The organism is Kribbella swartbergensis, assembly GCF_054784135.1.
The window spans coordinates 1-20,997 of sequence record NZ_BAAGPM010000007.1 but is presented as its reverse complement, the minus strand read 5'-3'; the positions used below and the strand labels follow the sequence as shown (position 1 = coordinate 20,997).

General features: G+C 69.2%; 17 protein-coding genes. 13 read left to right on the top strand and 4 right to left on the bottom strand.

Translation table 11 applies throughout. The features are described 5' to 3' along the window. Window positions 1-61: 61 nt before the first annotated feature. Window positions 62-1,270 carry an ROK family transcriptional regulator gene (locus ACYVOK_RS01480; RefSeq protein ID WP_460660380.1) on the bottom strand — a complete coding sequence of 403 codons (1,209 nt, stop codon included), beginning with the start codon at window positions 1,268-1,270 and terminating at the stop codon, window positions 62-64. 73 nt (window positions 1,271-1,343) lie between these two features. Here ACYVOK_RS01480 and ACYVOK_RS01475 point away from each other — a divergent pair, with 73 nt between their 5' ends. Then, the gene (locus tag ACYVOK_RS01475) at window positions 1,344-2,222 is read left to right on the top strand and encodes a LacI family DNA-binding transcriptional regulator (protein WP_460660379.1); all 879 of its coding nucleotides are present in this window, start codon (window positions 1,344-1,346) and stop codon (window positions 2,220-2,222) included. Between the two features lie 56 nt (window positions 2,223-2,278). Here ACYVOK_RS01475 and ACYVOK_RS01470 read toward each other — a convergent pair whose 3' ends face one another. Next, the gene (locus ACYVOK_RS01470) at window positions 2,279-3,295 is read right to left on the bottom strand and encodes a LacI family DNA-binding transcriptional regulator (RefSeq protein WP_460660378.1); all 1,017 of its coding nucleotides are present in this window, start codon (window positions 3,293-3,295) and stop codon (window positions 2,279-2,281) included. 185 nt (window positions 3,296-3,480) lie between these two features. Here ACYVOK_RS01470 and ACYVOK_RS01465 point away from each other — a divergent pair, with 185 nt between their 5' ends. From ACYVOK_RS01465 to ACYVOK_RS01445, 5 genes are read left to right on the top strand one after another with little or no spacing between them, the layout of a single operon-like run. Continuing rightward, window positions 3,481-4,713 carry a sugar ABC transporter substrate-binding protein gene (locus ACYVOK_RS01465; RefSeq protein WP_460660377.1) on the top strand — a complete coding sequence of 411 codons (1,233 nt, stop codon included), beginning with the start codon at window positions 3,481-3,483 and terminating at the stop codon, window positions 4,711-4,713. 5 nt (window positions 4,714-4,718) lie between these two features. Beyond that, window positions 4,719-5,675, top strand: coding sequence for a carbohydrate ABC transporter permease (locus ACYVOK_RS01460; protein WP_460660376.1), 957 nt, complete (start codon window positions 4,719-4,721; stop codon window positions 5,673-5,675). Between the two features lie 12 nt (window positions 5,676-5,687). Then, window positions 5,688-6,503 (top strand): carbohydrate ABC transporter permease, encoded by an 816-nt coding sequence (locus ACYVOK_RS01455; protein ID WP_460660375.1) that lies wholly within the window; start codon window positions 5,688-5,690, stop codon window positions 6,501-6,503. Window positions 6,504-6,532: 29 nt separating this feature from the next. Further along, a complete protein-coding gene (locus ACYVOK_RS01450) occupies window positions 6,533-7,309 on the top strand; it encodes a ThuA domain-containing protein (protein ID WP_460660374.1) in 777 nt (258 codons plus the stop codon). Then, window positions 7,302-8,393, top strand: a complete 1,092-nt coding sequence (locus ACYVOK_RS01445; protein ID WP_460660373.1) for a Gfo/Idh/MocA family protein — start codon at window positions 7,302-7,304, stop codon at window positions 8,391-8,393. The genes ACYVOK_RS01450 and ACYVOK_RS01445 overlap by 8 nt, the downstream gene beginning before the upstream one ends. A 72-nt stretch (window positions 8,394-8,465) precedes the next feature. Here ACYVOK_RS01445 and ilvY read toward each other — a convergent pair whose 3' ends face one another. Continuing rightward, entirely contained in the window at window positions 8,466-9,290 is an 825-nt protein-coding gene (ilvY, locus tag ACYVOK_RS01440) for an HTH-type transcriptional activator IlvY (RefSeq protein WP_460660372.1), read from the bottom strand. Window positions 9,291-9,365: 75 nt separating this feature from the next. On the opposite strand from ilvY, the gene ACYVOK_RS01435 reads away from it, so the two are divergent. Beyond that, the gene (locus ACYVOK_RS01435; protein ID WP_460660371.1) at window positions 9,366-10,829 is read left to right on the top strand and encodes a ketol-acid reductoisomerase; all 1,464 of its coding nucleotides are present in this window, start codon (window positions 9,366-9,368) and stop codon (window positions 10,827-10,829) included. A 25-nt stretch (window positions 10,830-10,854) separates the two neighbouring features. Here the strand turns inward: ACYVOK_RS01435 and ACYVOK_RS01430 are convergent, their stop codons facing one another. Further along, window positions 10,855-11,277 (bottom strand): protein-tyrosine phosphatase family protein, encoded by a 423-nt coding sequence (locus ACYVOK_RS01430; RefSeq protein ID WP_460660370.1) that lies wholly within the window; start codon window positions 11,275-11,277, stop codon window positions 10,855-10,857. A 181-nt stretch (window positions 11,278-11,458) separates the two neighbouring features. Here ACYVOK_RS01430 and ACYVOK_RS01425 point away from each other — a divergent pair, with 181 nt between their 5' ends. From ACYVOK_RS01425 to murQ, 6 genes are all read left to right on the top strand, one after another. Then, window positions 11,459-13,261: a glycoside hydrolase family 3 protein gene (locus ACYVOK_RS01425; protein WP_460660369.1), complete on the top strand. Its 1,803-nt coding sequence runs from the start codon at window positions 11,459-11,461 to the stop codon at window positions 13,259-13,261. Window positions 13,262-13,263: 2 nt separating this feature from the next. Beyond that, window positions 13,264-15,807, top strand: a complete 2,544-nt coding sequence (locus ACYVOK_RS01420) for a glycoside hydrolase family 3 N-terminal domain-containing protein (protein ID WP_460660772.1) — start codon at window positions 13,264-13,266, stop codon at window positions 15,805-15,807. A 24-nt stretch (window positions 15,808-15,831) separates the two neighbouring features. Continuing rightward, window positions 15,832-17,106, top strand: coding sequence for an exo-beta-N-acetylmuramidase NamZ family protein (locus ACYVOK_RS01415; RefSeq protein WP_460660368.1), 1,275 nt, complete (start codon window positions 15,832-15,834; stop codon window positions 17,104-17,106). Next, the gene (locus tag ACYVOK_RS01410; protein WP_460660367.1) at window positions 17,103-18,839 is read left to right on the top strand and encodes a serine hydrolase domain-containing protein; all 1,737 of its coding nucleotides are present in this window, start codon (window positions 17,103-17,105) and stop codon (window positions 18,837-18,839) included. The genes ACYVOK_RS01415 and ACYVOK_RS01410 overlap by 4 nt, the downstream gene beginning before the upstream one ends. A 35-nt stretch (window positions 18,840-18,874) precedes the next feature. Next, on the top strand, window positions 18,875-19,762 hold the full coding sequence (locus tag ACYVOK_RS01405; RefSeq protein WP_460660366.1) for a MurR/RpiR family transcriptional regulator: 888 nt from the start codon (window positions 18,875-18,877) through the stop codon (window positions 19,760-19,762). A gap of 80 nt (window positions 19,763-19,842) precedes the next feature. Next, window positions 19,843-20,736, top strand: a complete 894-nt coding sequence (murQ, locus tag ACYVOK_RS01400) for an N-acetylmuramic acid 6-phosphate etherase (protein ID WP_460660365.1) — start codon at window positions 19,843-19,845, stop codon at window positions 20,734-20,736. Window positions 20,737-20,997: the final 261 nt, after the last annotated feature.

The window sequence follows — 20,997 nt, the reverse complement described above, 5'->3', positions numbered from 1 at the left end:
GAGTTCGGGCACGTAACGATTTGACAGCGCTGCGTGCGGTGAAGGAGCGGTCTCGGCGGGATCAGGCCGAGATGGCGTGCTCGGACTTGAGCATCATCAGTGCGGCGCCGATGGCGGCCGCGTCGTGACCGCGCTCGTCGAGAACCACCTCGGTGGCCCCGCTGCGCCCGAAGGCGGAGCTCAGGATCCGGTCCTGGATGATCGGCAGGTAGAGCGTCCCGGCGACGGCGAAGGCCGGCCCGGTCAGCACCAGGAGCTGGACGTCGTACATGTTGGTGATCGTCTGAGCTCCGAGTGCGAGCCACGCGGCGGAGTCCCGGATGATGGCCTCGGCCCGGGAATCACCGGTCAGCGCCAGGCGGGCGATCGCGGCGAAGGCCGCGACTCCGGTCCGGCGGTGTGACCCGAGATCGAGCCCGGCCGCACGCGCCTTGGCGACGACCGTCGCGGGTCCGGCGACTGCCTCGAGGCATCCGGTGCTCCCGCACCAGCACTGCGGACCGCCGATCTGGACACACACGTGCCCGACCTCGCCGGCGTTGCCGTGGGCGCCCTGGTAGACCTTGCCGTTCAGTCGCAGGCCCGAGCCGATGCCCTCGCTCATGAACAGCGCAGCCATCACGGAGACCTCGTGGCTGGTGGTGAGCCGGGTGCCCGCGGCGGCCGCGGTGGCGTCGTTCTCGAGCAGCGCCGGCAGGCCGAGCCTCTCCTCCAGCCGGCGGTGGATCGGGTAGCCGACCCAGTGCGCCATGCTCGGCGGTGCCGAGGTCACTCCGCGATTGCGGATCAGCGGTCCAGGGCAGACGAAGCCGAGTCCGAGAACCAGGGAGAAGTCGACTCCGGAACGCTCGATCAGCTCGGCGGTCTCGGTCGCGATCCGTTCCACGACCTGCTCCGGGTCGCTGCCGTCACCCGGCCCGTCCCGCCGCCAGCGGGCCACGACGCCGGCGGCGTAGTCGACCAGCACGTACGTCAGGCTGTCGTTGCTGAGATGGACGCCGACGACGTACCGGGCCGCCGCCCGGACCCGCAGCAGCGTGCGCGGCTTGCCCCCGGTGGACGAACCGCGGCCGGCCTCGTCGACGAGACCGTCGTCGATCAGCCGGCGGACCAGCGTGGTGACCGACGGCGCGGTGAGGCCGGTGATCTGGGTGAGTTCCACCCGGCTGATCGTGCCCGCGGAGCGGATGCTGTCCACAATGAGGGCACGGCTGTTCGTCGGCGCCGGATCGTAACCCGGGGATCGCGAAGAGTCGCCGAGCTGCTGCATCGGAACATCCGCTTTCTGCTGAGTTAGTTAGATCGGTGAATATAGTGGCTACTGTGGCCTTGGAGGGCAGTGTATGCACGACATGACGTCGCGGGAGCGCATCGCAGGACTCGTGCTGGCGCGTCCCGGACGGATGCTCGGGATGGAGCCGTTCATGGCCGACGTCGTCCAGGGCATCGAGGAGGTCTTCGCCGGGCGGCGGGTGAGCCTGCTGATCGAGTTCACGGAGAACATCGCCGACGAGATCCGGATCTGGCGCCGCTGGGCCGCCAACGACCACGTCGACGGCATCGTCATGGTCGACCTCCGGTCGACGGATCCGCGGCTCGCCGAGCTCGAACGGCTGGGGGTGCCGGCGGTGCTGCTCGGCGGGCCGGAACTGCGCGTGCCCGTCACCAACGTGCTGGTCGACAACGCCGAGGGTGCCCGCGCGGCGGTTCGCGCGCTCGCGGATCTCGGTCATCGCGACATCGCCCGGGTGAGCGGCCCGCGAGACATGCTGCACTGCCAGGCCCGCGACGACGCGTTCATGGAGACCTGCGCGGAGCGGGCCGTGCAGGGGCGGGTCGTCGAAGGGGACTACTCCGAGGACTCGGGGCGGGACGCGACCCGGGAGTTGCTGACCGGCAGCCGGGTCCCGACGGCCGTTGTGTATGACAACGACCTGATGGCGATCGGCGGGCTTGCCGCGGCGAAGGAGCTGGGCGTCGGGATCCCTGACCAGCTGTCCGTGATCGCCTGGGACGACACGGCGGTGGCTCGCCTGGCGCACCCTCCACTGAGTGTGGTGACGGTCGACGTCCACGGCCTCGGCGCGATCGTCGGCGAGGCGATCCTCGCGGTCATGTCCGGCGGCGACGTGACGACGTACCAGGTCCCGAAGCCGACCATCCGGCTGGCGCAGTCCACCGCCGAGCCCAGGGCCCGACGAGGGATTCCAGCAGGTTCGTGATCGTTGGTCTCCAGCCGACGGGTCTGCTCGGCTGTCCGCGGCCTCTGGGGTCTGGTTCAGCCGGCGCGCGGCGGGGCGGTGGACTCGCCTGGGTAGAGCTTGGCGGGGACGATCTGGGGAGGGAGGGGGTCGGCGCCTTCCAGTTGGCGAATGAGGGCTTCGGTGCCCAGTAGGCCGAGCTCGGGGCCGGGGGTTCGCATGAAGGTGAGCACGGGGTCGGTCAGTGCTGCGGTCTCGGGCACCATCAGCAGGGGCAGGACGGAGAACTCTCCCGGTACGTCGCGGCCCATCCGGTTCAGGCCGGAGACGACACCGAGGGCGACGTACTCGTTCAGGACCAGGATCGCCGTGGTCTCGGGGTGCTCGCGGACCAGGCGTTCCGCCGCCTCCTGCCCGGCCTGCGTCGTGTCCGTGCACTCGAGCACGACCGTCTCCAGGCCGTATTCGGCCGCGACCCGGCGATACGCGTCCTCGGTGCGCACCCAGGGCCCGTAGGCGTGGAAGCGCGGGTCGTCGAGATCCCCGGAGAGCAGCACGAACTTCCGGTGCCCGAGGTCGTGGAGGTAGCGGACCGCGTCCTCGACCGTCGTGTCGAAGTCGATGTCGACATGGGGCAGCCCGTCGAGCTGCGCGGTCCGGCCGATCATCGCGAACGGCATCCTCGCCTGCCGCAGGATGCCGACCCGGGGATCGTCGAGTTGGACCTCCATCAGGACGACGCCGTCGACCAGGCCCTGCCCGAGCAGTTCCCGCAACTCGACGCCGTCGTTGCCGACCGGCCACAGCACCAGGTGGTAGTCCTCCTTGCGGGCCGCCTCGGCCGCGCTGGTGAAGAACTCCGCGGTCGACATCCCGAACCTGTGCTCCAGCGCCGGGTAGGCCATCGCGATGATGTGGGTACGGCGGCTGGCCAGCGCTCGGGCCACCACGTTGCGCCGGTACCCGAGCTCGGCCATCGCCTTCTCGATCCTGGCCCGGGTGGCCGGCGTCACCGGTTTGGTGTCGTTCAGCAGGAAGGACACGGTCGCGATCGACACTCCGGCCCGCTCGGCGACGTCCCGCATGGTCACCATCGCAATCGGCCCCCTCTGAACTCTTGACACCGGTGTGACCTGCGGAACATAGTCCTTGGACACCTCAGTTAAGCGGTTTACCCACCAGCAGACAAGTGAACGGCACCTTTCGGTGGCCTGTGGTTAAGCGCTTTGATCAGCGTACTCCCCCGGCCGCCGCCCATCCCCTCGAAGGAGCGCAAAGCATGATCAGTCAGCGGATCACCGCTGCGCTGGCGGGTGCGACGACCCTGTCGCTCGTGCTGGCAGCCTGTGGTGGCAACGGCGACGAAGGCGGCTCGGCGTCGTCCAGTGACTCTGTCAAGAGCCTCACGGTTCTCGACTACTACAACAACGACCCGGACAAGTCGCTGGTGCAGAAGGGCCTCGACTCCTGCGCGACCAAGCTCGGCATCACCATCCAGCGGGAGACGGTGCCTGGTGACACCTTGATCCAGAAGGTGCTGCAGCAGGCCTCGTCGAAGACGCTCCCGGACGTCCTGATGCTCGACAACCCGGACGTGCAGCAGATCGCCGCCACCGGTGCGCTGGCGCCGCTGAACGACATGGGTGTGACCGCCGACGGCTTCGCCCAGGGCATCGTCGACGCGACGTCGTACGACGGGAAGCTCTACGGACTCGCGCCGGTGGTGAACACGATCGCGCTGTTCTACAACACCGAGATGCTCGCTGAGGCCGGCGTCCAGCCGCCGAAGACCTGGGACGAACTGCGGACCGCGGCGAAGAAGCTGACCAGGCCCGGCCGCTACGGCATCGCCTTCAACGCCAACGCGACGTACGAGGGTGCCTGGCAGTTCCTGCCGGCGATGTGGACCAACGGCGGTGACGAGACCGACCTGACCAGCCCGCAGGTGGCCGAAGCCCTGCAGTTGTGGGTGGATTTGGTGCAGTCGGGGTCCGCGAGCAAGAGCGTCATCAACTGGACCCAGGGTGACGCGAAGGACCAGTTCGTGGCCGGCAAGGCCGCGATGATGGTGAACGGCCCGTGGCAGATCCCGGCGTTGCAGAAGACCCCGAACGTCAAGTGGGACGTCGTCCAGTTCCCGATCAACAAGGAAGGCCAGACGCCGGTCGCGCCGCTCGGCGGTGAGGCCTGGACGGTGCCGCTGAACAAGGACCAGGCCAAGCAGCAGAAGGCCGCCGACTTCGTGAAGTGCCTGAGCTCGGACGAGAACGAACTGGCCTGGGCGAAGGCCCGGTTCACGGTGCCGACCCGGACCGCGCTGCTCGACCAGTACGTCAAGGACGTGCCGTCGATGAAGGCCTTCACCGAGCAGGTCAAGAACGCCCGGTCCCGGACCGGCAAGCTGGGTGACAAGTGGCCGGAGGCCGCCAAGGTGATCTACCAGGCGATCCAGCTGGCACTGACCGGGAAGGCCTCGGCCCAGGACGCCTTCAAGCAGGCCTCCGGCGGCTGATCGCGATGGCCCATGCGACGCTCACGCGTACGACGGAGGCGTCCGGCCCGCAGCCTGCTCGCAGGCAGCGCGGCCGGCGCCACCGGGGCGAGGACCTGACCAAGGTCCTGTTCGTCCTGCCGGCCGCCCTGGCGATGGTCGCGCTGTTCGGCTACCCGGTGCTGAAGAACCTGCTGATGAGCCTGCAGGACTACGGTCTGCGGACGTTCTTCACCGGGGACGCACCCTGGGTCGGGCTGAAGAACTACGCCACCGTGGTGACCGACAACCTGTTCTCGCAGGCGATGGTGAACACGGCACTGTTCACCATCGGCTCGATCGCGTTCCAGTTCGTCATCGGGCTCGCGCTGGCCGTGTTCTTCCGCCGGCGCTTCCCGCTCGGCGGCGTACTGCGGTCCCTGCTCCTGCTGCCGTGGCTGCTGCCGCTGATCGTGTCCAGCGCGACCTGGCGGTCGATCCTCGAGCAGGACAGCGGCATCCTGAACCGCACGCTGACCGGTATCGGCATCATCGACGACCCGGTGCCGTGGCTGAACTCGCCGTCGGTCGCGTTGATCGCGGTGATCGGCGTGAACATCTGGATCGGCATCCCGTTCAACGTGACGCTGCTGTACGCCGGCCTGTCCGAGATCCCGGACGAGTTGTACGAGGCCGGGCAACTGGACGGCGCCACCGGCTGGCGTGCGTTCTGGTACATCACCTGGCCGAACCTGCGGGCGGTGGCGAGCGTGCTGCTGATGCTCGGCGTCGTCTACACGATCAAGGTGCTGGACATCATCCTCGGCCTCACCGGCGGCGGCCCGGCCAACGCCACCCAGACGCTGGCGACCCAGTCGTACGAGCGGTCGTTCATCGACTTCAAGTTCGGCGAGGGTGCGGCGCTCAGCAACATCCTGATCGCGATCTCCTTCGTGTTCGCGATCTTCTACCTGCGCAGCACCCGACGCGCGGTCGACGAGTAGGAAGGTACGACGATGACTGACACAACCGTCAGGCGCGCGGTCTACACCGTGGTCGGCGTACTGATTCTGGCCGTGATGCTGTTCCCGGTGTACTGGATGGTGAACGCGTCGCTGCAGCCGTCCGGCAACACGCTGACGGCCGGCTTCCTGCCGCTCGAGCCGACGTTCGCCGGCTACCGGCGGGCGCTCAGCGAACAGGGCGACAACCTGGTCACCAGCATGATCATCGCGGCCGGGACCGTCGTACTCAGCCTGGCGATCGCGACGCCGTGCGCGTACGCGCTCTCGCAGTTCCGGTCCCGGTGGGTCTCCATCGGGCTGCTGGCGATCCTGATCTCGCAGATGATCCCGGGCATCGTGATCGCCAACGCGCTCTACACGGCGTACGAACGGCTCGGGCTGCTGAACTCGATCCCCGGGCTGATCGTGGCCAACTGCAGCAGCGGCATCCCGTTCGCGATCCTGATCCTGCGCTCGTTCATGCTCTCGCTGCCGCCGTCGCTGGTGGAGGCCGCGCGGGTGGACGGCGCCGGGCTGTTCCGGGCGTTCGTCTCGATCGTGCTGCCGATCAGCAAGAACTCGCTCATCACCGCGGGACTGTTCAGTTTCCTCTTCTCCTGGAGCGATTTCCTGTTCGCGCTCACGCTGACCACCAAGGGTGGCGTGCGGCCGGTGACGCTCGGGATCTACCAGTACCTCGGCACCCAGGTGCAGAACTGGAACGCGGTGATGGCGACCGCGGTGCTCTCGGCGATCCCGGCCATCGTGCTGCTGGTCGTCGCGCAGAAGTACATCGCCGCCGGCGCCATCGGCGGAGCCGTCAAGTAACCCGACTCCTCACCTAAGGACTGAAACACATGACGATTCGCGTACTCGTCTGGGGCGAGAACCGGCACGAGCAGGTCGAGCCGCACGTCGCGGAGATCTACCCCGACGGCATGCACTCGACCATCGCCGCCGGGATCAGCGACAACCTCGGCGCCGAGGCGTCGGTCAGTACGACGACCCTCGACGAACCCGAGCACGGCCTGACCGAGGAGGTGCTGGCGCGGACCGACGTCCTGGTGTGGTGGGGTCACGCGGCGCACGGCGAGGTCGACGACACCGTGGTCGAGCGGGTGTACCAGCACGTGCTGTCCGGGATGGGCCTCGTCGTACTGCACTCGGGCCACTGGTCGAAGATCTTCGGCAAGCTGATGGGGACCACCTGCACGCTGCGCTGGCGCAGTGAGCGCGACCGCGAGCTGGTCTGGACGGTGAACCCGACGCACCCGATCGCTCAGGGCGTGCCGCACCCGATCATCATCGAGCAGCAGGAGATGTACGGCGAGTTCTTCGACATCCCGGTGCCGGACGAACTGATCTTCGTCTCATCGTTCAGCGGCGGCGAGGTGTTCCGGTCCGGCTGCACGTTCCGCCGCGGTCACGGCAAGATCTTCTACTTCTCGCCGGGCGACCAGGACTACCCGGTCTACCACCACAAGGACGTCCGCAAGGTGATCGCGAACGGTGTCGCGTGGGCGAACAGCGACCTGCCGGAGCGGAAGCTGCCGACGCTGCTGCGGTACGAGACCGAGGACTTCTTCAACGGTCACGGCTACACCGGCCCCATCGAAGAGCCCGCCGATGCCTGAGCCGCTCAGACTCGTTCAAGTCGGCGCGGGCGGCATGGGTCGCGCCTGGCTGCGAACGATCGCCGGCAATCCCGACGTCGTCCTGACCGGCCTGGTCGATCTCGACCTCGACGTCGCCCGCGCGGCGGCCGACGAGCACGGGTACGGCGACGTGCCGGTGGCAGCCTCGGTGGAGGAGCTGGCCGGCAACGCCGACGCGGTCATCGACGTGACCGTGCCGGTCGCGCATCCCACGGTGAGCGTGGACGCCTTGCTGCGTGGGCTTCCGGTGCTCTGCGAGAAGCCGTTGGCCGAGACGGTCCGCGAGTGCCTGGCGATGGTGGCCGCGTCCGAGGTCAGCGGCAAGCTGCTGATGGTGTCGCAGTCCCGGCGCTACTTCCAGGCCGGGAACGCGTTCGCCCGGCAAATCGCCGAGCTCGGCACGATCGGCTCGTTGTCGTGCGAGTTCTTCAAGGCTCCGCACTTCGGCGGCTTCCGGGAGCGGATGGCCGAACCGCTGCTCGTCGACATGGCGATCCACCAGTTCGACCTGTCCCGCAAGCTGATCGGCTCCGAACCCGTCTCGGTGTACTGCGAGTCGTACAACCCGGACTGGAGCTGGTTCGACGGCAACGCGGCGGCCAACGCCGTGTTCACCTTTGCCGACGGCACCCGCTTCACCTTCACCGGCAGTTGGTGCGCGCCCGGTCTGGAGACGTCCTGGAACGGCCGCTGGCGGGCCAGCGCGTCCGGCGGTACGGCGACCTGGGACGGAGACAACCCACCGGTCGCCGAACTCGCCTCGGGTGAGGCGTTGCCGGCCGTGCTGCGCGACGATCCGGAACAGATCGCGGGCTCGCTGGTCGAGTTCGTCGACGCGGTCCGATCGTCGGCGATTCCCCAGTCGGAGGTCCACTCCAACGTCGTCAGCGTCGCGATGGTCGAGGCCGCCGTACGCTCCGCATCCCTGGGTACGCCGGTCCGCATCGCCGACGTCATCACCGACGCCTACACCGAGGCCCTGGCGACGGTCCAGGACCCGACGTTGCGCGCCGTCCTCCAGGCCTGGCCGAACCCGCTGAAGGCGGTCGGCCTGGAGCCCTGATCTCCGGGTAATCCGGTACCCGGAAACCAGTACGCGCGGAGAAGCCCCGGATGGCGGCTTCTCCGTGCGTACTCAGGCCAGTTCCCAGAGCGCCGCGATCAGCGGCCGGCGGAGGTCGGCGCGACGAGCACACAGACCGATCGTGAGCGGTTCGAGGTCAGCCGGGAGCTCGGTCAGACGGTTGGCCGTCGTCGAGGACTCGAGGACCAGGCGCGGCACGATCCCGGTGCCGCAGCCGAGTGCCACCAGGGCGAGAAGCGCTTCGTGCCCGTCCGGCTCCGCCGCGATCACCGGCTTGATCCCCCTGCGCCGGAACCACCGGAACGCCGCCTCACGTACCAGGCCGCGAGCAGGTACGACGAACGGCCCGTCCGCCGTGGATTCGCCGGCCGCCACCAACACGAGGTCGGTCACCGCCACTGTGCGAGTCACGAGCGTCTGCGGCAGCCGCTTCGGAATGCCTGCGACGGCCGCGTCCACCTCGCCCTCGTCGAGACGGGCCAACGCGGCTGCGGCGTCGCCGGTGCGGACGTCGAGCCGGATCTGCGGATGCGCGGCACGCAGCGGCGCGAGCAGCCCGGGGAGCAACGCCTGACAGGCCGTCACCGTCGCGAAGATGCGCAGTTCACCGACCAGGTCGGCCACCTCACCGATCCCGGCTCGATAGTCGTCCCACAGCGCCAGCGCCTGTTCGGCGTACGACGTGAAGCGCTGACCTTCCGCGGTCAGTACGACGCCGCGCGGACCTCGGTCGAGCAGCCGGGCGCCCGCTCGCGCCTCGAGCCGCTGGATCGTCCTGGTCAGCGTGGCCGCGCTGACGTGGCATTCCAGGCTGGTGCGTCCGTAGTTCAGCGTCCGCGCCAGGTGCAGGAACAACTCCAGCTCGCGATGCTCCATCTTTCGTCTCCTGCAACGGCCCGGTGCAGATGTTGCGCTTGCCGCAATGCTCGCACACGACCTTGACTGAAGGACATGAGCACCTTCACCTCGTCGGTCTTCCGCACCGAGACCATGACCGTTCCGGGCGGAGCGGAGACCATCCTGCGCGGCGGCCGGGACCTGTTCCCGTTGCTCCCCGAGGCCTTGCACGGCGTACGACGGATCGGCGTCATCGGCTGGGGTCCGCAGGGACGCGCCCAGGCCCAGAACCTGCGCGACTCACTGGCCGGATCCGACGTGACCGTCGCTGTCGGCCTGCGTCCCGGCTCGTCCTCGGCCGACGACGCCCGCGCGCACGGGTTCACGGAGGAGACCGGCACCCTCGGCGACTGGCTGACCGTCGCCGCGGACTCCGACCTGGTGATCCTGCTGATCGCCGACGCCGCGCTGGCCGCCAACCACGAGAAGATCTTCGCCGTCCTGAAACCCGGCGCCACGATCGGTCTGTCGCACGGCTTCCTGCTCGGTCACCTGAAGGCAACCGGTCGCGACTTCCCCGCCGGTCACCCCGTGATCGCCGTCTGCCCCAAGGGCATGGGCGACTCGGTACGGCGCCTCTACGAGCAGGGCGCGACCGTGAACGGAGCCGGCATCAACGCGAGTATCGCCGTCCACGCCGATCCCGACGGACACGCCACCGATCGCGCGCTGGCCTGGTCGGTCGCGCTGGGATCGCCGTACACCTTCGCCACCACGCTCGAGAACGAGTACAAGTCCGACATCGTCGGCGAGCGCGCCATTCTGCTGGGCGCCGTCCACGGGCTGGTCGAGGCGCTGTACCGGCACTTCCGGATCGAGGGTGCCGATCCGGTCTCGGCGTACGAGCGTTCCACCGAGGCGATCACCGGGCCGATCGCGCGCATCATCTCCGAGGCGGGCCTGCCCGCGGTCCGCGCCGCGCTGACCGACGAGGGCCGCGACCTGTTCGACCGGGCCTACACCGCGGCCTACCGGCCGGCCCGCGAGATCATCGCCGAGATCTACGACGAAGTCGCCGACGGGACCGAACTGCGCAGCGTGATCCTGGCCGAGGACCGACTCGCCACCCGGCCGATGTCCCGGATCGGCGGCAGCCCGATGTGGTCGCACGGCGCCGCGGTGCGGGCCCGCCGCAGTACGGCGCCGGCAGCCGTCGACCCGCTCACCGCCGGCCTCTTCGTCGCCACCATGGTCGCCCAGGTGGACGAGTTCGCCGACCGCGGCCACCCCTGGTCCGAGATCGTCAACGAGTCGATCATCGAGGCGGTCGACTCACTGCTGCCGTACATGCACGCCCGCGACGTCGCCTACATGGTCGACAACTGCTCGCGCACCGCCCGCCTCGGCACCCGCCGCTGGGGCCCGCGCTTCCAGGCTGCGTACGAGCAGATCGCTCTTCCCACCCTCGACACCCCGGCGGACCCCGCGCTCATCGACCGTTTCCTCACCAACCCCGCCCACGAGGCCCTGGCCACCGCCGCCAAACTCCGCCCCTCGGTCGACATCTCCGTGACGTAGCCGCCGTGGTCGGCGTGCTGGTTGCTCAGTAGTTGCGGACAAAGCGCCGCTGCCAAGGTGTCTCCACGGCGTGCCGGTGATAGCTCGCGCGGACGAACGCCACCGCTTCATCCGCCGGCACCCCGTCCAGCACCGCCAGGCACGCGAGGGCCGTGCCGGTCCGCCCCTTACCGCCACCGCACGCGAACTCGACCCGATCGTGGGCCAGCCGGTCCAGGGCCTCCGCCAGGATCGTCCGGGTCTCCTCCCGGTCGGCAGGGAGCCGGAAGTCCGGCCAGCGGATCCACCGGGACTCCCAGTCGACCGGATCGGGCCTCGAGCCCACGAGGTAAATACCGAAGGTCGGCTCCGGCCCGGCCGGGAGTCCCTTCCGCAGCGCCCGACCACGGACCAGCCGGCCTGATGGCAGCCGCAGCACGCCAGGTGTGTTCGGATCCCATCGCTCCACAGCGTCGCTCCGTTCCGGGGATTCAGCAGCAGTAGATGGTGCCGAAAACCACACTTTCATGCTCGGACGCCCCGGCTACGCAACGTCAGTTGGTAGTTGGACCTTGACCCGATGTGGTGATGTGGGTAACTTTCGCGTCGCGGGGGAGCGCCTGTAATTCACTTACTGTTGGGGGTCTGTCATGTCCGCCTTGCGCCGATTGGGGCTCGCCGGCCTCGCCACTGCTACCGCGATCGCCGGAGCCGGAGTCACCACCGCGGCCGGTACTCCACCGCCAGAACCCGTCGGGGCCGAGCAGGCCGCCCAGATCGGCCGGACCATCCAGAGCATGTCGCTGGAAGAGAAGGTCGGGCAGCTGTTCGTGCTGTTCGCCTACGGGCCCGACGCACACCGGCCCGACGTGCGCAACACCCGCCTGTACGGCGTCGCCACACCGGCCGAGGTGGTGGCGAAGTACAAGCCGGGCGGCTGGATCTACTTCAACGCCCGCGGCAACGTGGAGAACCCGACCCAGGTCGCGACGTTGTCGAACCAGCTGCAGGCGGCCGCCACCAGTGTGGGCCAGCGAGTCCCGCTGGTGATCTCGACCGACCAGGAGCAGGGCGTCGTGGTCCGGATCGGACCGCCGGCCACGCAGTTCGGCGGCAACATGGCGCACGGCGCGACCCGGGACACCGCGGACGCCCGGACCGCCGCCGGCATCACCGGCCGCGAGCTGAAGGCGATGGGCATCCAGCAGGACTTCGCCCCGGTCGCCGACGTGAACGTGAACGCACTCAACCCGGTGATCGGTGTTCGCTCGTTCTCCAGCGACCCGCAGCTGGTCGCGGACATGACGGCCGCCCAGGTCCAGGGCTTCCAGCGCGACGCCGGCATCATCGCGACCGCCAAGCACTTCCCGGGCCACGGTGACACCCGCGACGACAGCCACACCGCGCTGCCGACGATCAACCACACCCTCGAGGAGTGGAACACGATCGACGCGCCGCCGTTCAAGGCCGCGATCAAGGCGGGGATCGACTCGATCATGACCGCGCACATCGTGGTCCCGTCCCTCGACCCGTCCGGTGACCCGGCCACGTTGAGCAAGCCGATCCTGACCGGCGTACTGCGCAAGCAACTCGGGTTCAAGGGCGTGATCATCACCGACGGGCTGGAGATGGCCGCGGTCCGCCAGCAGTACGGCGACGCCGAGGCGGCGGTCCGGGCGATCGAGGCCGGGGTGGACCAGTTGCTGCTGCCGCCGGCGCCGGACGTGCAGTTCAAGGCCGTCCTGGACGCCGTCCGGTCCGGCCGGATCAGCGAGAAGCGGATCGAGGAGAGCGTGCTGCGCATCCTGCTGCTGAAGCTGAAGAACGGCATCCTGTTCGACCCGTACGTCGACCCCACCCAGGTCCCCGCCACGGTCGGTACGCCGGCCAGCCTGGCAACCGCGCAGACGATCGTCGACAAGAGCGTCACGCTGGTCAAGAACAACGCGAACCTCGTGCCGCTGAGCGCCGACCCGCGCAAGATCCTGGTCACCGGCTGGGGTGTCAGCACGACCCAGTCGCTGGCCGCCGGCCTGGCCAAGCGCGGCGCCACCACCACGGTCGCGCAGACCGGGGCGACACCGTCCGACGCGGCGATCGCGGATGCGGTCGCGAAGGCCAAGCAGAACGACGTCACCGTCGTACTCACGCAGAAGGCCTGGGACACGACCGTCACCGACAAGCAGGCCAAGCAGCAGAAGCTGGTGAAGGACCTGCTCGCGACGGGCAAGCCGGTGATCGTGGTGGCCGTGCGCGACCCGTACGACATCGCGTACTTCGACGCGGCACCGACGTACCTGGCCACGTACGGCTACGCCGCGGTGTCGATGGAGTCACTGGCCAAGACCCTCTACGGTGAGATCAAGCCGACCGGAAAGCTGCCGGTCGACATCCCGGTCGCCGGCCGGCCGGACACCGCCCTCTATCCCTTCGGCCACGGATTGACCTGGTGACGATGGAATTCACCCGACGCCAGACCCTCGGCCTCGCCGCCGCGGCGGTCGCCGGTACGACAATCGCCGGCAGCACCACCGCTCAGGCGGGGACCGACCGCTGGGTCCGCGACACGCTGCGCCGGATGTCGCTGGAGCAGAAGGTCGGCCAGTTGTTCGTCTGCTACGCCTACGGGGCGACGGCGGACACAGCCGATCGGCGCAACACGACCCTGTACGGCGTGGCCACACCGGCCGAGGTGGTCCGCAAGTACCACCTCGGCGGCGTGATCTACTTCGCCTGGACGGATTCGGTCAAGGACCCGCAGCAGATCGCCCGGCTGTCGAACGGACTGCAGAGCGCGGCGATCGCCGGCACCGGGATCCCGCTGCAGATCAGCACCGATCAGGAGTACGGCGTGGTGTTCCGGGTCGGACCTCCGGCGACCCAGTTCCCGGGCGCGATGGCGCTCGGTGCGACCCGGTCCGCGCAGTTCGCCCGGCTCGCGGCCGGTATCGGCGGCCGGGAACTGCGGGCGGTCGGTGTCACCACCGACTTCGCGCCGGTCGCCGACGTCAACGTGAACCCGCTGAACCCGGTCATCGGCGTCCGCTCGTTCTCGTCCGATCCCGACGTGGTCTCCGACCTGACCGCGGCGCAGGTGAAGGGTTACCAGCGGGACGGCCGGATCGTGTCGACCGCGAAGCACTTCCCCGGGCACGGCGACACCCGGGACGACAGCCACACGTCGCTGCCGACGATCAACCACACCCTCGAGGAGTGGAACACGATCGACGCGCCGCCGTTCCGGGCGGCGATCCGGGCCGGGATCGACTCGATCATGACCGCGCACATCGTGGTGCCGTCGCTCGACCCGTCCGGTGACCCGGCCACGTTGAGCCGGCCGATCATGACCGGGATCCTGCGTGAGCAACTGCGGTTCGACGGTGTCGTGATCACCGACTCGCTCGGGATGAAGGGCGTCCGGGACAAGTACGGCGACGCCGAGATCCCGCTGCGGGCGATCGAGGCGGGTGTCGACCAGCTGCTGATGCCGGTCAACCCGGACCTGGCCTTCAACTCGGTGCTGAACGCCGTCCGCGGCGGCCGGATCAGCGAGGCCCGGATCGACCGGAGTGTCGAGCGCATCCTGAAGCTCAAGGTCAAGACCGGTGTCGTCGATCGCCCGTACGTCGACCTGGACCGAGTCGCGACCGCGGTCGGTACGCCGGCCAACTACGCGGCCGCGCAGCGGATCGCCGACCGCAGTACGACGCTGCTCAAGAACGACGCCGGGATGCTGCCGCTGTCCCCGGCGCCGCGGAGGATCCTGGTCGCGGGCTACAGCCCGGCCGCCCTCGGGACCGCGTTGCGGGGCCGGGGCGCGACCGTCACCGTGAAAGACACCGGGGCGACGCCGAGCGACACGAGGATCGACGAAGCCGTCGCGGCGTCCGCCGACGCGGATCTGACGGTGGTGCTCACGATGAAGGCGTGGGACACCCTGGTCACCGACAAGCAGGGCAAGCAGCAGAAACTCGTCAACGCCCTGCTCGCCACCGGCCGGCCCGTCATCGTGGTCGCCGTCCGGGACCCGTACGACGTCGCGTACTTCCCCTCGGCGCAGACCACACTGACCACCTACGGCTACGCGGCGGTGTCGATGGAGGCACTGGCCAAGGTTCTGTACGGCGAAATCGCGCCGGCCGGGAAGCTGCCGGTCGCCATCCCGGCGCAGCCCGATCCGGCCGAGACCCTGCACCCGTTCGGCCACGGGCTCACCTTCGACCCCCGCGACACCCGGCTGACCGTTGCCTCGTACAACATTCATGCCGGTGCCGGGTCGGACAACGTGTTCGATCTGGAGCGGACCGCCCAGGCCCTGAAGGCGCTCGACGCCGACGTGATCGGGCTGCAGGAGGTCGACGTCCACTGGGGTGCCCGCAGCGAGTGGCGGGACACACTCGCAGAACTCGCCGCCAGGCTGGGCATGTTCGCCGGGTTCGCGCCGATCTACGACCTGGATCCGCCCGCGGCCGGTCAACCACGCCGGCAGTACGGCGTCGGCGTACTGTCCCGGTTCCCGCTGGTCCGGACCGAGAACCACCCGATCACGCGGCTGTCCACCCAGGACCCGAACCCGGTGCCGGCCCCGGCGCCCGGCTTCCTGGAAGCCGAGATCGACGTCCGCGGGCGCCGGGTGCACGTGTACGTCACGCACCTGGACTACCGCGCCGACCCGTCGGTCCGGCAGGCCCAGGTGGCCGACACGATGAAGATCCTGGCGCAGGACAGCAGCAAGGATCTGCAGATCCTCACCGGCGACCTCAACGCCGAGGCGAACGCCCCGGAACTCGCCGGGCTGTGGACCCGCCTCACCGACGCCTGGACGGCGGCCGCCACCACGGCCGGCGACCCGAACACCTATCCGGCGATCGGTCCGGTCAAACGGATCGACTTCGTCACCGTCGGCGCGGGGTTCCGCGTCCGGCGAGCCTCCGTTCCCGACGAGCAAGCGGCCAGTGACCATCGCCCCGTGGTGGCCGACCTGTTGTTCCGCCCGTAACGCCCTGCCTGAAGGAGAAGTCTGATGAAGCGCCGCAGTCTGCTCGCGGGAGCCGGTGCGCTCGCCGCCGCACCGCTGATCGACGTACAAGCCGCGCACGGCGTCACGCACCGCAAGACGATGACGGGCGCGGAAGTGCTGGCCGCCGACGACTGGCAGGCGCTGGCCGGCCAGAAGGTCGGTGTGATCAGCAACCCGACCGGCATCCTGCCCGACCTCACCCACATCGTCGACGCGATGCACGCGTCCGGGAAGGTCAACGTGGTCGCGGTGTTCGGCCCCGAACACGGCTTCCGCGGTTCGGCGCAGGCCGGCGGGTCCGAGCAGGACCACATCGACCCGCGCACCGGGATCATGGTCTACGACGCCTACGGTGCGAACGCGACCAAGCTCGCCTCGCTGTACACCAAGTCCGGTGTCGAGACGGTCGTCTTCGACATCCAGGACGTCGGGGCCCGGTTCTACACCTACATCTGGACCATGTACGAGGCGATGATCGCGGCCGCCCGCACCGGCGCGAAGTTCGTCGTACTGGACCGCCCGAACCCGGTCGGCGGCTACGCCCGCGGCCCGATGCTCAGGCCCGGTTACACCTCGGGTGTGGGCAAGGAGGAGATCATCCAGCAGCACGGGATGACCGTCGGCGAGCTGGCCCGGCTGTTCAACGCGGAGTACCTGCCGCTCGACGCGAACGGCGCCCGGGTCGAGGAGCTCCAGGTCATCGAGGTGAAGAACTGGAAGCGCGACCAGCTGTACGCCGACACCGGCCTGACCTGGGTGATGCCGAGCCCGAACATGCCGACCCCGGACACCGCGCTGCTCTACCCGGGCACGTGCCTGTTCGAGGCGACCAACTTCTCCGAGGGACGCGGTACGACGCGGCCGTTCGAGCTGATCGGCGCGCCGTACATCGACTACCGGTGGGCCGAGGCGCTGCAGGCCAAGGACATCCCGGGCGTGGAGTTCCGGGAGGCGTACTTCACGCCGTTCATCTCCAAGAACGCCAACGTGCTCTGCGGCGGCGTCCAGGTGCACATCATCGACCCGCACAAGCTCGAGGCGATCCTCGTTGCGACGCACATGATCGTGGAGGCGCGCAGGCTGTACCCGCAGTTCGCCTGGCGGGCCGAGAACCCGCCCGGCCGCTGGATCGACCTGCTGACCGGGTCCGACCGGTTCCGCACCATGCTGACCGCGGGCGCGAGCGCCGAGGAGATCGTCGCGGCCTGGCAGCCCGAGACCGACGCGTGGACCGCGCGGCGGGCGCAGTACCTGCTGTACAAGGGAGCGCACCGGTGAGACGAGTCGTCGGAATCGCGGTAGTCTCCACCGTGATGCTCGCCCTGACCACCCCGGCAGTTGCCAATGGCAACAGATCAGGCCGGTTCGACCGCCCGTACGACGGCTACGCACCGAAAACGACTCTCTTGAGTGAATCCACTCCGGCCAAAGCCGGCCTCGACCCGGCCCCCATCGACGCCGCGCTGGCCCAGGTGGACGCCTGGACCCGCCCGAACGGTACGGCGAAACCGCTGTACGCCGGCGCGGTCACGCTGCTCGGCCACGACGGCGAGATCGTCACCAAGGCCGCCACCGGGATGGCAGTCAAGTACACAGTGTCTTCAGTCGGCGCCGGCCCTGAAGAATTGCCCGCCGACCAGCAGATCCCGATGCGCACCGACACGATCTTCGACCTGGCGTCGGTGTCCAAGCTGTTCACCTCGATCGTGGTGATGCAGCAGGTCGAGAAGGGCAAGGTCGGCCTGGACAGCCCGATCGCGACCTATGTGCCGGAGTTCGCGGAGAACGGCAAGCAGGCCATCACCGTGCGGCAGGCGCTCACCCACACCACCGGGCTGCCCGCCTGGCTGCCGCTGTGGAGCGCGCAGCCGGACCCGGCCTCGCGGATGCGCATGGCGCTGACCGCGAAGCCGACCAGCCCGGCCGGGACGAGGTACCTGTACTCCGACCTGAACCTGATCGCGCTGGGCGAGGTCGCGCACCGGGTCACCGGCAAGACGCTGGACAAACTGGTTGCCGACGGCATCACCAAGCCGCTGCAGATGCGGGACACCGGCTACAACCCGGACGCCCGCAAGAAGTCCCGGATCGCGGCCACGGAGTACCAGGCCTCTCCGCCCCGCGGGATGGTGTGGGGCTCGGTGCACGACGAGAACGCCTGGTCGCTCGACGGTGTCGCCGGCCACGCCGGGGTGTTCAGCACCGCGGACGACCTGGCGGTGCTGGCCCAGACCTTCCTGAACGGCGGCAGCTACCGCGGTGCCCGGGTCCTGAAGGAGTCCTCGGTCACCGCGATGATCACCAACTTCAACCAGGCCTTCCCGGGCAACGACCACGGCCTCGGCTTCGAGTTGAACCAGCGCTGGTACATGAACGGCCTGTCCGGCCCACGGACGGCCGGCCACACCGGGTACACCGGTACGTCGCTCGTCATCGACTTCGACTCACGGTCGTTCGCGATCCTGCTGACCAACCGGGTCCACCCGAGCCGCAACTGGGGCAGCAACAACCCGGCCCGGCGTGCTGTCGCGCAAGGGCTCGCACTCGCCCTCGGCGTCGGTCCGCGGCACGGCAAGGACGCCTGGTTCTCCGGTACGACGGACGGCGCGACCACCACCCTGGCCACGCGGGTCGCCGTACCGGCCGAAGGTGCGAAGCTGACCTTCGACCTGTTCGTGGACACCGAGGACACCGACCGGTTGTTCCTGGAGACCTCCACGGACGGGACGACCTGGACGAAGGTGCCGTTCACCGTGCTGGATCGTGGATCCGTGATCGAGACCGACGGGACGATCAGCGGTTCCGGCGACCGGCACTGGCACCAGGTGTTCGCCGATCTCGCGGCCGGTGACCAGACGATCAGATGGCGTTACACGTCCGACGCGCTGTACCAGGGCCGCGGGGTGTACGTCGACGGTGTGAAGATCACGAGTGAGAGTGGTCTTCTTCTCGACGGAGAACGATCGCCTGAATCATTTACCGCAACGGGTTGGAGACTTTCGCGTCGGTGACCCCACTTCGTGCATAGTCGCCGTACCGTGCTGTCATGAACTCTGTTTCCTCTCCAGAACCCACGGGGCCGCTGCTGGTCCGGGTCCGCGCGGTGATGCCCGCGCTGGCCCCGGCCGAGCAGCGGGTGGCGAACGCGGTCCTCGCGGACCCGGGCGGAGTGGCGGCGATGACGATCTCGGAACTGGCCGAGGTGGCGTCCACCTCGGAGACCACGGTCATCCGGTTCTGCAAGCAGATCGGCGTACCCGGCTACCCGCAGCTCCGCCTGCAACTGGCGGCCCAGTCGGCGCAGGAGAGCGTCCGGCCCGAGGTCGGCGGTGACATCGAACCCGGTGACTCGCTGGCGGACGTGGTCGGCAAGGTCGCGTTCGCCGACGAGCGGGCGGTGCGCGAGACCGCCCAGCAGGTCGACGTCGACACCCTGGCCCGGGTGGTCGACGCCGTCGTCAACGCACCGCGGGTGGACCTGTACGGCTTCGGGGCGAGCGCCTTCGTGGCGCTCGACCTGCAGCAGAAGCTGCACCGGATCCGCCGGGTCGCTTTCGCCTGGTCGGACGTCCACGTGGCGCTGCCGAGTGCGGCGCTGCTCGGCGACGGCGACGTGGCGATCGGCATCTCGCACACCGGTACGACGGTCGAGGTCGTCGAGGCACTCGAGGAGGCGGCCAAGCACGGCGCCACCACGGTCGCGGTGACGAACTTCCCGCGCTCCCCACTGGCCCGGACGGCGGACCTGGTGCTCACCACGGCCGCCCGCGAGACGACGTACCGCTCCGGCGCCATGTCCAGCCGCATCGCGCAACTGACCGTGATCGACTGCCTGTTCATCGGGGTGGCCCAGAAGGTCCTGCCGGACGCCCGGAAGGCGCTGGAGGAAACCGCCACGTCGGTGCGCGGACACCGGCTGAAGGGCTCCGACTGACTCCGTTGGTCTGACGGCAGCCGGTGCTGTCAACGATCAACAGAATTGAATTTTCTTCAGTAGGAAACTAACATCGGGGTGTGACCACGCCGACGGAGCAGCGCAACCCCAGGACGCTCGCGATCGATGCGGCGGGCACGACCGAGATCCTCCGAATGGTCAACGCCGAGGACGCCCGGGTCGCCGGTGCCGTCGGCGCCGCCATCCCCCAACTTGCCCGCGCCGTGGACTGTGCCGTCGAGGTGGTCCGCGGCGGCGGCCGGGTCCACTATTTCGGCGCCGGTACGTCGGGCCGCCTGGCCGTGCTGGACGCGGCTGAGCTGATGCCCACGTTCCACGCGCCGGAGGGCCTGGTGGTCGCCCACCACGCCGGCGGCATGGAGGCGCTGCTCCGCGCGGTCGAGAACGTCGAGGACTCCGAGGAAGGCGGCGCCGCTGACGCGGCCACCGTCACCGGTAAGGACCTCGTCATCGGCCTCGCGGCTTCCGGGAGTACGCCGTACGTCGCCGGCGCGCTGAAGGCCGCCCGCGCGGCCGGGGCGACCACCGTCCTGGTGACCTCCAACCCGTCCGCCCCGCTGGCGCCGCTCGCCGACATCCTGATCGCCGCGGACACCGGGCCGGAAGTGATCGCCGGCTCCACCCGGCTCAAGGCCGGCACGGCGCAGAAGATGATCCTGAACGCCTTCTCGACCACGCTGATGATCAAACTCGGCCGCACCTGGTCCAACCTCATGGTCGACCTGGTCGCCACCAACAAGAAGCTCCGCGGCCGCATGCTCCGCATCCTCGGTGAAGCCACCGGCGCCGACCAGGAAGCCTGCGAAACCGCCCTCGCCAAGGCCGACGGCGAACTCAAGCCGGCCCTCGTCCACCTCCTCACCGGCTCCCCCCTCCCCGAAGCCCGAGCCGCCCTCGAAGCCGCCCACGGCCGAGTAGCCACCGCCCTAGCCACCCTAGGCGCCCCCGCCTAACCCCGCCTCCACAGAACCGACCCCCCTCCGGCCCCCAAAGCCCACCACCTCCGCCGGCGAAGCCCTCCTGGCGCGGCCGCGAACTGCTGTCAGGCGTGCTGCGGTTGCGCGGAGCGGACGTAAGACCGGCTGCACGACAAGGACACCGCCTCCGGCGGCGACAGCCCTTCTGGCGCCTTCGGCGCGGCCGCGAACTGCTGTCGGGCGTGCTGCGGTTGCGCGGAGCGGATGTGGGAGTGGCTGCACGACAAGGACACCGCC